General features: G+C 54.4%; 11 protein-coding genes and 2 riboswitches. Of the genes, 6 read left to right on the forward strand and 5 right to left on the reverse strand.

What is annotated here, in order from left to right:
• Positions 1-130: 130 nt before the first annotated feature.
• A riboswitch (glycine riboswitch) is annotated at positions 131-227 on the forward strand.
• Between the two features lie 3 nt (positions 228-230).
• A riboswitch (glycine riboswitch) is annotated at positions 231-365 on the forward strand.
• 195 nt (positions 366-560) lie between these two features.
• From gcvT to gcvPB, 3 genes are read left to right on the forward strand one after another with little or no spacing between them, the layout of a single operon-like run.
• Positions 561-1682: a glycine cleavage system aminomethyltransferase GcvT gene (gene gcvT / locus PCH05_RS08150; RefSeq protein WP_127601864.1), complete on the forward strand. Its 1122-nt coding sequence runs from the start codon at positions 561-563 to the stop codon at positions 1680-1682.
• Between the two features lie 17 nt (positions 1683-1699).
• On the forward strand, positions 1700-3031 hold the full coding sequence (gene gcvPA / locus PCH05_RS08155; RefSeq protein ID WP_127601944.1) for an aminomethyl-transferring glycine dehydrogenase subunit GcvPA: 1332 nt from the start codon (positions 1700-1702) through the stop codon (positions 3029-3031).
• Positions 3028-4485, forward strand: coding sequence for an aminomethyl-transferring glycine dehydrogenase subunit GcvPB (gene gcvPB, locus PCH05_RS08160; protein ID WP_127601865.1), 1458 nt, complete (start codon positions 3028-3030; stop codon positions 4483-4485). The genes gcvPA and gcvPB overlap by 4 nt, the downstream gene beginning before the upstream one ends.
• Before the next feature lie 182 nt (positions 4486-4667).
• On the opposite strand, the gene floT is transcribed toward gcvPB, so the two are convergent.
• Together floT and PCH05_RS08170 are read right to left on the reverse strand one after the other, a co-directional pair.
• Entirely contained in the window at positions 4668-6200 is a 1533-nt protein-coding gene (gene floT, locus PCH05_RS08165) for a flotillin lipid rafts scaffold protein FloT (protein ID WP_164766581.1), read from the reverse strand.
• Positions 6200-6736, reverse strand: coding sequence for an NfeD family membrane protein (locus PCH05_RS08170; protein WP_127601866.1), 537 nt, complete (start codon positions 6734-6736; stop codon positions 6200-6202). Before PCH05_RS08170 ends, floT begins: the two co-directional genes overlap by 1 nt.
• A 168-nt stretch (positions 6737-6904) precedes the next feature.
• Between PCH05_RS08170 and PCH05_RS08175 the strand changes: the two genes are divergently transcribed.
• Both PCH05_RS08175 and PCH05_RS08180 read left to right on the forward strand, forming a co-directional pair.
• A complete protein-coding gene (locus PCH05_RS08175) occupies positions 6905-7447 on the forward strand; it encodes an RNA polymerase sigma factor (protein ID WP_127601867.1) in 543 nt (180 codons plus the stop codon).
• Positions 7434-8387 carry a DUF4871 domain-containing protein gene (locus tag PCH05_RS08180; RefSeq protein WP_127601868.1) on the forward strand — a complete coding sequence of 318 codons (954 nt, stop codon included), beginning with the start codon at positions 7434-7436 and terminating at the stop codon, positions 8385-8387. Before PCH05_RS08175 ends, PCH05_RS08180 begins: the two co-directional genes overlap by 14 nt.
• Before the next feature lie 232 nt (positions 8388-8619).
• Here PCH05_RS08180 and PCH05_RS08185 read toward each other — a convergent pair whose 3' ends face one another.
• Entirely contained in the window at positions 8620-9009 is a 390-nt protein-coding gene (locus PCH05_RS08185; RefSeq protein WP_127601869.1) for a hypothetical protein, read from the reverse strand.
• 69 nt (positions 9010-9078) lie between these two features.
• Positions 9079-9489 carry a MerR family transcriptional regulator gene (locus tag PCH05_RS08190; protein ID WP_127601870.1) on the reverse strand — a complete coding sequence of 137 codons (411 nt, stop codon included), beginning with the start codon at positions 9487-9489 and terminating at the stop codon, positions 9079-9081.
• A 156-nt stretch (positions 9490-9645) separates the two neighbouring features.
• Between PCH05_RS08190 and PCH05_RS08195 the strand changes: the two genes are divergently transcribed.
• On the forward strand, positions 9646-10530 hold the full coding sequence (locus PCH05_RS08195; protein ID WP_127601871.1) for an SDR family NAD(P)-dependent oxidoreductase: 885 nt from the start codon (positions 9646-9648) through the stop codon (positions 10528-10530).
• Between the two features lie 212 nt (positions 10531-10742).
• Here the strand turns inward: PCH05_RS08195 and PCH05_RS08200 are convergent, their stop codons facing one another.
• A complete protein-coding gene (locus PCH05_RS08200) occupies positions 10743-11906 on the reverse strand; it encodes an iron-containing alcohol dehydrogenase (protein WP_127601872.1) in 1164 nt (387 codons plus the stop codon).
• Positions 11907-11997: the final 91 nt, after the last annotated feature.

Below are 11997 nucleotides of genomic sequence, written 5' to 3' on the forward strand. Positions count from 1 at the left end.
TTATTGAATTCATCCCGGTTTAAATCTTTATGAATTTTCAGCCTGGGGTTAAATCCCGCCCCCGCCTGATTTGTTGTTGACATGAAGAGGGGCTTTGAGTATTAATGATAGTAAGACAATTCAATAGCGGATGAAGGTAATGGGAGAGATTACTGATCGTTAGTGACGCCGAAGGAGTAAGCCCTTGCAAGGGTGAATCTCTCAGGCAAAAGGACCATTGCTGGACGCATCTCTGGAGAGAATTCTTACGCGAAAGAATCACCCAAGGGGAAAATTGCTGACCCGGTGCAAAACGTATGTAATCCTTTCATTAACCCTTTTTGCCCGCAAGTCAGCAAGGTAACTCTCAGGTACCAAGGACAGAGCATGAGGATCAGTATGCCGCAAACGGCATGCTTGTTCTTCTGCCTGTCCTTTTTGCTGTGATTAAAAACCGCCCCTCGGCGGCTTCACAGCGGCAGTGCGTCCATCAGGCAGTTGACCCTGAATATAGAGCGGCTTTCGCTTCACTGAAAACGTACATTCTATATTCCTTAAAATAAACATGAGAAGGTGATGACGTGTCCGAGCTTAAAAGAACTCCGCTTTTTCCTGAGTATGCCGATATTCCCGGCGTGCGCTGCATCGATTTCGGCGGCTGGGAGCTTCCCGTCCAGTTCAGCGGGATCCATAAAGAGCATGAGGCTGTCCGCGAAGCGGCCGGTCTGTTCGACGTGTCCCACATGGGCGAGTTTCTGGTAAAGGGACCGCAGGCTGAAAGCTTTATCCAGCATGTAACCGTTAACGACGTCACGACGCTTGTCCCCGGCCATGCGCAATACAGCGCAATGTGCTATCCGGACGGCGGCGTAGTGGATGATCTGCTTGTCTACAAGCTGGCTGACCAGTCCTACATGCTGGTGGTGAACGCATCGAACATCGACAAAGACTGGGAGTGGCTGCAGCAGCATCTTTCCGAAGGCGTGGAGATGACCAACGAATCCGATGATACCGCCTTGCTTGCACTCCAGGGACCCAAAGCGGAAGAGATGTTAGCCCCGCTCGTCAAAGAGGATATAACCACGCTCGGAGCGTTTCATTTTTTGCAACACGTCGAACTGTTCGGTGCTTCCGTCCTTCTGTCACGCACAGGCTACACCGGAGAAGACGGCTTCGAGATTTATCTGCCGTCATCAGACGCTCCCGCCGTATGGAAAGGACTCCTTGAACACGGCGCGGCGAAAGGCCTTCTGCCAGCCGGTCTCGGCGCCCGCGATACGCTTCGTTTTGAAGCGAAGCTCCCGCTCTACGGACAAGAGCTGTCCAAGGATATTTCTCCGCTCGAGGGCGGCATCGGCTTTTTCGTGAAGCTGAACCAGACGGATGATTTTATCGGCAAGGAAGCGCTTTTGCAGCAAAAAAACAGCGGCGTGCCGCGGAAGCTGGTCGGCGTGGAAATGATCGACCGCGGCATCCCGCGTTCGCATTACCCGGTATTTGCCGGCGACAAGCAGATCGGCGAAATCACCACAGGCACTCAGTCACCCACCCTGAAACGAAACCTGGGACTCGCGCTGGTCGACAGCAGCTTCGCCGCCATCGGCACCGAAGTCGAGGTCGATATCCGCGGCAAACGCCTGAAAGCCGAAGTGGTAAGCGTTCCATTTTACAAAAGAGCCCGCAAAGGAGCTGACTCCAAGTGAAGCACCGTTATCTGCCCATGACCGAGCAGGATCAGCAGGATATGCTGAAAACCGTCGGATTGAATTCCATCGAAGACCTGTTCCAGGATATTCCGGAGGAAATTCGTTTTAAAGGCGATCTGCCTGTGTCCAGTGCATTGGATGAATATGCCCTTACCTCCCATCTTTCTGCCCTGGCAGCGAAAAACGCCAACACAGACCAGTATCCGAGCTTTCTCGGGGCCGGCCTGTACGACCATCATATTCCGTCCGTCATCAACCATGTGGTGTCACGCTCGGAATTTTACACCGCCTATACGCCTTACCAGCCGGAAATCAGCCAAGGCGAGCTGCAGGCGATTTTCGAATTCCAGTCCTACATTTGCGAGCTGACGGGCATGGCCGTAGCCAATGCCAGCATGTACGACGGCGCGACGGCGCTTGCCGAAGCCGGTTCCCTTGCGAGTGCTGCCACGAAGCGCAAGCAGCTCGTCGTTTCGGCAGCGGTGCATCCGGAATCCAGACAGGTGCTGCATACGTACGCCCATGGGCTGGATCTTGAAATCATCGAGATCCCAGCGAAAAACGGCGTGACGGACATGGAGAAGCTGGCAAAGGCCGTTTCCGGCGATACCGCCGCCGTGCTGGTACAGAATCCGAATTTCTTTGGCTCAATCGAGGATCTGGCCGCGATTGGCGATCTTATTCATTCGCATAAGGGTCTCATGATCGTCAGCACCAATCCGATTTCGCTGGGACTGCTGGAAGCGCCAGGTAAGCTTGGCGCCGACATCGTGGTCGGTGACGCCCAGCCGCTCGGTATCTCGTCCTCGCTCGGTGGCCCGACCTGCGGATTTTTCGCCGTATCCAAGGATCATATGCGCAGAATGCCCGGACGCATCGTTGGCCAAACGGTGGACCACAACGGCAAACGCGGCTTCGTGCTGACCTTGCAGGCCCGCGAACAGCATATCCGCCGCGAAAAGGCGACCTCCAACATTTGCTCGAACCAGGCGCTGCTTGCGCTCTGCGCTTCGGTCTACATGTCCGTTATGGGCAAGCAGGGGATGATCGAGGTCGGCCAGCTGAACCTGCAAAAGAGCCATTATGCCGCCGGGCGCCTGGCAGGCATCCCTGGCGTAAAGCTCGCGTTCACTTCTCCTTACTTCAATGAGTTCGTCATTCAGCTGCCGGATGGCACGTCTGTATCCGAAGTCAACGCCAAGCTGCTGCAAAAGGGCTACCTTGGTGGCTATGACCTGGGACGTTCTTATCCGGAGCTTCAAGGCCATATGCTGGTTGCCGTAACGGAACGCAGAACGAAAGAACAGATCGACCAATTCGCATCACTGCTGGAGGGCTGTTTATGATACAGGAAAAAGCATTGATTTTCGAGCTGAGCCACCCCGGCCGCATCGCCTATTCCCTGCCGGAGCTGGACGTCCCTGCCGAGGAGACGGCGTCCCTGATCCCGGCCTCCATGCTGCGCAGCGAGCCTGCGGCGTTGCCGGAGGTGTACGAGGTTGACGTGATCCGCCACTATACGGAGCTGTCTCGCCGCAACTTCGGCGTGGATAACGGATTCTATCCGCTCGGCTCCTGCACGATGAAGTATAATCCGAAAGTCAACGAAGACGTCGCCCGTTATGCCGGATTCGCCAAGATCCACCCTTATCAGCCGGAGGAAAGCATTCAAGGCGCGCTGGAGCTGCTGTATCAGCTGCAGCAGGACCTGGCCGGACTTACCGGCATGGATGCCGTGACGCTGCAGCCTGCTGCCGGCGCCCACGGGGAATGGACGGGACTGATGATGATCCGGGCGTACCATGAGAGCCGCGGCGAGCAGCGCGATAAAGTGATCGTGCCGGACTCCTCGCACGGCACCAACCCGGCGAGCGCCTCCGTGGCGGGCCTTACGACCATCACGATCCCGTCGACAGACAAGGGACTGGTGGATCTCGATGCGCTGCGTGCCGCCGTCGGCAGCGACACGGCTGCCCTGATGCTGACCAATCCGAACACGCTCGGCCTGTTCGAGGAGCAAATCCAGGAAATCGCTGCGATCGTTCACGAAGCCGGCGGCCTGCTCTACTATGACGGTGCAAACTCCAATGCCATCATGGGCATAACCCGCCCGGGAGACATGGGCTTCGACGTCGTTCACCTGAATCTGCATAAGACGATGAGCACACCGCACGGCGGCGGCGGCCCGGGAGCCGGACCGGTAGGCGTCAAAAGCCGGCTGGTGCCGTTCCTGCCCCGTCCCTTCGTCTCCCAAACAGAAGACGGCTCGTTCACGCTTGCAGGCGGAAACGATCAATCGATCGGCCGCGTAAAAGCCTATTACGGCAACTTCGGCATCCTGGTGCGCGCCTACACCTACATGCGCAGCTACGGTCCGGAAGGCCTGCGCCGCGTATCCGAATGCGCCGTGCTGAACGCCAACTATATGATGAAACGTCTGGAGCCGTACTTCGACGTGCCTTATCCGGGCATCTGCAAGCATGAGTTCGTCATGTCCGGCACGCCGCTCAAAAAATACGGCGTACGTACACTTGACGTTGCCAAGCGGCTGCTCGACTTCGGGTATCATCCGCCAACCATCTACTTCCCGCTGAACGTGGAGGAGTGCATGATGATCGAGCCGACGGAAACGGAGAGCAAGGATACGCTCGACGCCTTCATCGATACGATGATCCAAATTGCCAAGGAGGCCGAGGAGCAGCCGGAGCTGCTGCTGAACGCGCCTTACGATACGCCGGTGACCCGTCTGGACGAAACGACCGCGGCGCGCAAGCCGGTTTTGAATTGTGCCTGCAGCTGAGGCATCCGCCTGGTAGAGCGCACATGAACGGCTTCAAATAAATAAAAGCAGCGCATTCCCTGAATCGGGAATGCGCTGCTTTTTATGTGTTATGTCCATTTTGGCCGACCCTTATCCACCGGCAAGACCGGAACCGCTCATTTTGGCGGTCACAAAGTCAAAGCTCTGTTCCTTGCTGGAGATTACTCCTGCGTCACTCCGGCTTCCAGGCTCACCAGGTCATGGGCAGGCTGCTGGGCAACCGCCGGGGCTGGCGCCGGTTTCGATTTGGTGGTCAGGTTCTTGATCAGACTCTCCACATCGATGCCGGATACGTTCTTCAGCATCTCGGGCGCTGTGGACATCAGCTCGGTTACATAGTTGCTGACGCGTGCCGCGCCTTCGCCTTTGCCCGTGTCCACCACGGTAAGCTTGTCGATCGATGAGATCGGCTGCGCGATTTTCCCTGCCAGTTCAGGCAGCATCTTGACGATAATATCGAGCACGGCCGCTTCGCCGAACTTTTGGAAGGCTTCCGCCAGCTTTTCTTTCGCCTCGGCCTCGGCCAAACCGCGCAGACGGATGACTTCGGCTTCCGCGGTACCCTTTGCGCGCTCCGCATCGGCAATCGCCTGACCTTCCAGGCGCTTCTGCTCCGCAGAGGCCTTCGCCTGCGTCTCGATGGAGTATTGCAGCGCATCGGCTTCGCGCATTCTCCGCGCTTTATCCGCTTCGGCCGCCTGCTCGACCGCGTAGCGATCGGCATCCGCCTTTTTCTTCACTTCCGCATCATACTGCTTCTGGCGAACCATAATTTCTTTTTCCTGCAGGTCGATTTCGCGCTCCTTGCGGACCAGTTCGACCTTCATCTGCTCTTCGACCATGGTCTGCTTGGCGCGCGCTTCCTGGATATGATACGCTTGGTCGGCTTCCGCCTTGGCCGTATCCTGATCCTTTTTAAAGGATGCAACCTTCAGTTCCTTTTCCTTCGATGCTTCCGCGATATTGGTATCCCGAAGCAGCTCGGCCTTTTGCCCCTGTTCTTCGGCATTCGCCTTCTGAATCCGCGCATCCCGCATCGCTTCAGCTTCAGCGATCTCTGCATCCCGCTTCACGGCGGCAATTCGCGGTTTACCCAGCGCATCCAGATATCCCTGCTTATCGCGCACATCCTTAATGGTGAAGGAGACGATCTGCAAACCCATTTTTTTCAAATCACGCGCCGCTACGCCTTGTACCTCCTGCGCGAACTTGTCGCGGTTGCGGTACACTTCCTCCACAGTCATGGAGCCGAGAATCGCACGCAGATGACCCTCGAGCACCTCTTGGGCTTCGCCCTTCAACGCTTCGATCGGTTTGCCGATGAACTGCTCCGCCGCCGTTGCCACGTCTTCGATCGTTCCGCCTACCTTGATGATGGCGACGCCATCGGCTATGACGGGAACCCCCTGCTCGGTATAAACCTCAGGTGTTGAAACGTCCAGCTTGTGGGAAAGCAGCGATATAAATTCCGACTGCTGGAATACCGGCAGAATGAAGGCGCCGCCACCGCGTACGATTTTGATTTTGCGGCCGGAATCGTCTTCCGAAATATTTTTACTTCCCAAAAAAGAACCTGTTACGATCATCGCTTCATCCGGTCCTACAGTTTTGTAACGGGCCCAAAACGCCAAACCCAAAACAATGATTACCCCTACGACAATACTCGGAATGAGCAGGTACTCTGGCAATTCCATCAAACAACATCTCCTCTTCTCTCATCTAGTTTGGTGACACGCAGTACCCCGTCGAGCACATCGACGACAACGACCCGTGTACCGGCAGACAGCAGGTGACGCTCAAAACTGGATGCGATATGCACGGTATTCCCGGCGCCAAGCTTGATCATAACCTCGCCGAAGCCCGTTTCGGGGATCGGTATGGTGACCTCGCCGATACGGCCGGAAAGCTCGCGGATGGAATAGCCGGTGGAATTTTCGCTGTTGTCCATCGGCTTGACGTAAAAGACGTAAACCAGCGCCGAGATCACCACGGCAATCACCACCGACAGCAAAACCGTGACCAGACCGCCAAAACCCGTGTAGTGCATCAATAAAATGCCCGCTCCGCCAAACACCGTTACCGCGCTTGCGATGACCATCGGCTTCAGGAAATCAACCGATAAAAAGTCGAGCAGCCCGTCAAGGGCATGGCTGACCAGGTCCCCCAGCACCACGCTGACCACCGCAAACAGGATTCCGCCTGCCAGACAGCTCCAGAAAAGCGTTTCCATGGTAGCATCCTCCTAAATATGTTCCAAACTGTCTATATAAGGATATACGTATTAAGGTTCGATCTTGTTTCAAATCTTTCCTGCTTGTTAAAATCTTGGATGAAATGTAATGTCGAACGGGAACGATATCGCGGCTCGATTGTCTACTTCATTAGAGGGGGGATATACATGGAAAGCATCGGCGGCATGATGATTTCCGACGATCCGTATGACGCGCTGCAGGACCTTATGCGGCATTACGCGCAGGATGTCTGGAACTTCGCCTTTTTCATAACAAGAAACAAAGAAGCGGCTGACGATATTTCCCAGGAAGTATTCCTGAGAGCCTACGAGCATTGGAGGGGATTTGAGAGGCGGAGTACACCGAAAACCTGGCTGCTCGCCATCACCCGCAACCTCAGCCGGAATTGGCTGAGATCGCATAGCGTGAGAAAAGTCATTCTCATGGAACGCGTTGAGCGCGGCGATGCCAGCTCGGCCGAAAGCGAATACTTGGACCGTATCGAGGCGCAAAGCATATGGAGCCATGTCCTCCGGCTTCCCGCCAAATACCGGGAGGTCCTTGTGCTCGAGGCGCATTACGAGCTCGATTATAAACAGATAGCCGCCCTGCTCGGCGTCGCCGAGGGAACGGTCAAATCCCGGATCCACCGGGCCAGAAAACGCATGGAAAAAGCGATGAAGGGAGATCTCGGCCATGAAGAACGCTAGACCGCAGTGGTATGAGGAATTGAAACAGCCTCCGTTTGACCGGAACATGTTCACGCCGGAAATGGAGAAGCATGTCCTGCAAGGATGGCAGAAACAACGGAATCTCCCCCGCCTTCCAAGACGCTTGAAGGTTTACGGCTTGATCGGAACAGCTGTGGTTCTGGCAGTTGCGTTGCTGCTGATGTCCGTGAAGCTGAGCCCGCAGCAAAGTCCGTGGAATTTGGCGTCTCGCGGGTTCGGGGAAGGTACCGCCAAAGGGGCATGGAAGCTCCATTCTGCTTACGTAAAGGGCAAGAAAACGCTGATCGAAGCGATTCCGGGCGACGATTACGAGGCCGGCCGGGCGTCGGGATGCTACTGGATTCTGGAAATGCCGTATGACGAGCTTCAAAACTCCTCGGTGCGGATCACCGCGACGAACCGTGAGACCGGCTTCACGCTGACCGAGCTGCCCGACACCCAAATCGACCGCACCATGGGCTTAAAGGATTCGATCCGGCTCGGTTCCAAATTCGGGATGCCCTATGCCGGCATGTGGAGGTTCGATGTCTTCATCGATGGGCAAAAAAAAGGAGACGTTGTTTTCGATATCCCGGATTCCAACTGGGAGATTGCACCGGATTTTGATTTGAACAATACGACCGTGACAGGCGACATCATGAGCATGGGCTACGTCTCAAGCGGCTTTACTTCAGGACAACCCAATAAATTTCTCTGGCATTTCTTTGCCGGCGGAGAGTTGAAGGGGCCGCTGCGCGTCGATGCCGTCAAACAAGGAACCCAGGATGTGAGGACAATTCTCGAATCAAACTTAGGCGGTGAGTATTTCAATGAGACCCTGCCAAGTACCATGGAACTGCCGGAAGCCGGGTTGTGGAGGCTCCTGGTGTATGTGAATGATCAGTTTTACGATAGCATGATCGTGAAGGTGAAGCCATAATCCGGGGAATAAGAACAAAGTTCATAGGTAATGATCTTCAAAAATAAAAGAATCTCTTCAAGCAGACGATTTTATTGCCACTCCTCGTTTTGCCTAACCAAGAAGCGACCTGCTGCCGCATGTGACCGCGGCGACAGGTTCATTTTTTCAATTGTAATGTTTGAGTGTGCACCCGTCTCTCGGGGGTGGGTTTCATTTCCCCGGAAATTATGAAATGTGTTTCCCGGACTAATTATATATTCGATTTTCGGCCGAAGATGAGCGCAAGCAGAGTCGCAATTTGAAAAAAGCCAAAAATGGCGGGCACGTAAATCCCCCATAAAGCCCAGTCCCATGGAAAGGGCGCCAGACCAGATGGATGCGTGGTCGTGGAGTAACGCGCATAGAAAACGAAGGCATTCCCCGGGACCACCGAGATGAACAACCAGAAGCTCCACAATTTCGCGTCGTGCTTGTTATGTCTATGGATGAAATACGCATTGACACATGTAAGTATGATGATGGCAATGAATACGGAGCGAATGACGAAGTCATCATCCTGATTCCAAATTGGGGAACCAACGATCCGGCTTGACAGCAAATAGCTGGCCAGGATGAACAAGAACCCTAAAATACTTCTCACTCCACGCCGCCTCCTCTTATGCTTATTTATCGGCAGACGGCGTGTATATTGAAGATCCTGTGGTTCCGATCAGCGCATGACGCCGAATTGTTTCCGCGGCTCGCTTAGCGCACAGCTTTCCCCGTCCTCTTCTCCTTCCAGCTGGATATTGATAAAATCAAGGATTTGCTGGAGGGATGAGACCTGTTCGCGGATCGTCTCCCGATGCTTGAGAAGTTTTTCATACAGCTGCGGGTGGTCGCTAATCCGGTCGCCTACCGACAACGCCAGGAATGGCTTCATCTCCGTTAGCGGCATGCCGGTCTTTTTCAGGCAGGTTAGCAGCTTCATCGTCTCCAAGTCGTTTGGCGAATACACGCGATGCCTGTTCTCCTTCCGTTTCGCTTGTGGAAGCAGGCCAATCTTCTCGTAATAACGGATCGTATCCTCAGGTATGTTGGACTGCTCGGACACCTCTTTGATCGTGAATTCCGTCTTCATCGATTTCTCCCCTTTGCACGGTTCGTAACCATATCATATTACTTGGAGCTGGCTCCAAGTCAAGCTTTGAAAAAAGATTTGACTTGGAGTCGACTCCAAGTTGTAGAGTAGCCTCCAGAGTGATTTTAAATCCATTTCAACTCCGGGAGGCAATCGATGAATCAAGAGAATATCGCGCTGGTCACCGGCGCAAGCAGCGGCATCGGTCTCGCACTGACGCGCAGACTGCTAGGTGAAGGCTGGACCGTGCTGGCTATGGTCCGTTCGGATTTTCCCGCGGATGACAGGTGCATCCAACAGGCTGCCAGCAGCGGGCGTCTTCGCTTGTACAAGGCCGATCTCGCGGATTATAACGCTTTGAAACAGGCGCTGGACGAAATCAAAAGCAACGAAGATCGAATCGACGTACTGTTCAGCAACGCGGGCGGCAGCTTTCCGGAGCTGCTTTTTTCCAAGCAGGGCAGGGAGCTGCATTTTGAACTTCAGACGGTGGTTCCCTACATCATTTTCATGGAGCTGAAGGAACTGCTGAAACAGGGAAAACGGAAGACTATGGTCGGTACCTCCTCGTCAACGGCGAACATCGTACGCCGTTTTCTTCCGGAAGAACTTGAGCAGCCGCGCAGGTTTAAACCGCTGTTCGGTCCATACGCCAATTCCAAGCTGGCCCTGTCCTTGTGGATCCGGGAGTTAGCCCCGGCAGCGGAGGCCGAGGGGCTGCTGATACGCAGCGCCGATCCGGGCGGCAACAATACGATGCGAAAAAATAAAAAGTCGGGACTGCCCTGGTATATGAAAATCGTCATGAAGCTAATGATGAGCCCCCCGACGAAAGGTGCATCCCTGCTATACGATGCCGCATTTGGCAAGTACGGGCACGACACAGGCGTATTTTTGTCCAAAAACAAACCGGCGCAGCTGAAATTCACCGATAAAGGCAGGCAGGTGCTCGATCTCGTGCACGCGATTTATGAACGGGAGTTCCTGGAAAGAAAGAAGACCAATATCAACCAAGGAAGCGGCCCGCAAACGACCGGTTGACCGGCCATTGGTATAGCGAACGGATCACCCGGGCCGCCAAAAGCATCATCCCCCTAACGCACCTATCACCATCCGTTTCCGGATCTGCACAAGCTGCTGCAAAGCAAGCAAAAAAAGGCTGTCCCGGTCGCCATGACCTTAAGGACAGCCTTTTTGAATTCATGCAAGGTAACAGCCGATCCCGACCGTCCCTTTCATTCATGTCGTGCCGCTTACAGTGACAGTTTATAAATTTCAACCACGTCTTCTTTATGGAGCGTTCTGAACTTGCCGAAAGGTCCGAAACGAACCGTTTTCTCGGCCATGACGTCGATTTGGCTGTCGTCGATATCATAATCGGCCAAACGGCTTGGGGCGCCGATGGAGCTCCAGAAGTCACGCAGCGCCTGAATGCCCTCTTCACCCACTTGCTCGGCGGATTTGCCGGCAGGGTCAATGTGGAACACGTTCACGGCAAGCTGCTTGAAGCGTTCCGGATTCGTGTGCAGATTGTATTTCATCCAGTTCGGGAACAGAATGGCCAGGCCGCCGCCATGCGGAATATCATAAACTGCCGAAACGGCATGCTCGATATTGTGGGTCGCCCAGTCACCGGCATATCCCATATTCAAGATGCCATTGAGCGCCATCGTTCCGCAGTACATGATCGTTGAACGGTCCTCATAGTTCTCCAGGTCGCGCAGCAGGCGCGGTGCGGTTTCAATCACGGTACGAAGGATTGTTTCACAGAAGCCGTCCTGCACCGGGGTATTCGTTTCCGGATGGAAGTAATGCTCCAGCACATGCGACATCATATCAACCATGCCATACACCGTTTGATCTTTAGGCAGCGTAAAGGTGTTGACCGGATCGAGAATCGAAAATACTGGATAAGCATGCGGGCTGCCCCAGCCCATTTTTTCTTGGGTCTGTTCGTTCGTGATGACCGAACCCCCATTCATCTCCGAGCCGGTTGCCGCAATGGTCAGCACGGTTCCAAGCGGAAGAGCATCCTTCGGAGCCGCTTTGCGCTCTACAAAATCCCACATGTCGCCGTCATATTTGGCACCTACGGCAATCGCCTTCGCGCAGTCGATTACGCTGCCGCCGCCGACAGCCAATATAAGATCAATGTTATTTTCACGGCACAGGTCCACGCCTTTATGCACGGTTGTCAGGCGCGGATTCGGCTCCACGCCGCTCAGCTCGGTGATTTCGGCGCCGATTTCCTTCAGCAGGCTGATGACGTTATCGTACAGACCGCTGCGCTTAATGCTGCCGCCGCCGTATACGAGCAAAACGTTTTTGCCGTACTTCGGCACTTCAGTTTTTAATGTATCAAGCTTGCCTTTACCAAAGATCAGCTTGGTTGGATTATGGAATTCAAATGGATTCACTTTAGAATCGCCTCCAAGTTAAAAATAAAAGTTGCTCAACTATTATACCCCTATACGCATATAAGAAACAAACCGCCCTTATCCGAATACA

The organism is Paenibacillus chibensis (genome assembly GCF_004001045.1).
GTDB classification, from domain to species: Bacteria; Bacillota; Bacilli; order Paenibacillales; family Paenibacillaceae; genus Paenibacillus_AQ; species Paenibacillus_AQ chibensis.

What these genes read in the sequence shown, in the direction of transcription:
- PCH05_RS08170 (WP_127601866.1), bottom strand. Translation starts at nt 6,736, where the DNA reads ATGGAAACGCTTTTCTGGAGCTGTCTGGCAGGCGGAATCCTGTTTGCG.
- PCH05_RS08175 (WP_127601867.1), top strand. Translation starts at nt 6,905, where the DNA reads ATGGAAAGCATCGGCGGCATGATGATTTCCGACGATCCGTATGACGCG.
- gcvPA (WP_127601944.1), top strand. Translation starts at nt 1,700, where the DNA reads ATGACCGAGCAGGATCAGCAGGATATGCTGAAAACCGTCGGATTGAAT.
- PCH05_RS08190 (WP_127601870.1), bottom strand. Translation starts at nt 9,489, where the DNA reads ATGAAGACGGAATTCACGATCAAAGAGGTGTCCGAGCAGTCCAACATA.
- PCH05_RS08180 (WP_127601868.1), top strand. Translation starts at nt 7,434, where the DNA reads ATGAAGAACGCTAGACCGCAGTGGTATGAGGAATTGAAACAGCCTCCG.
- PCH05_RS08195 (WP_127601871.1), top strand. Translation starts at nt 9,646, where the DNA reads ATGAATCAAGAGAATATCGCGCTGGTCACCGGCGCAAGCAGCGGCATC.
- floT (WP_164766581.1), bottom strand. Translation starts at nt 6,200, where the DNA reads ATGGAATTGCCAGAGTACCTGCTCATTCCGAGTATTGTCGTAGGGGTA.
- gcvPB (WP_127601865.1), top strand. Translation starts at nt 3,028, where the DNA reads ATGATACAGGAAAAAGCATTGATTTTCGAGCTGAGCCACCCCGGCCGC.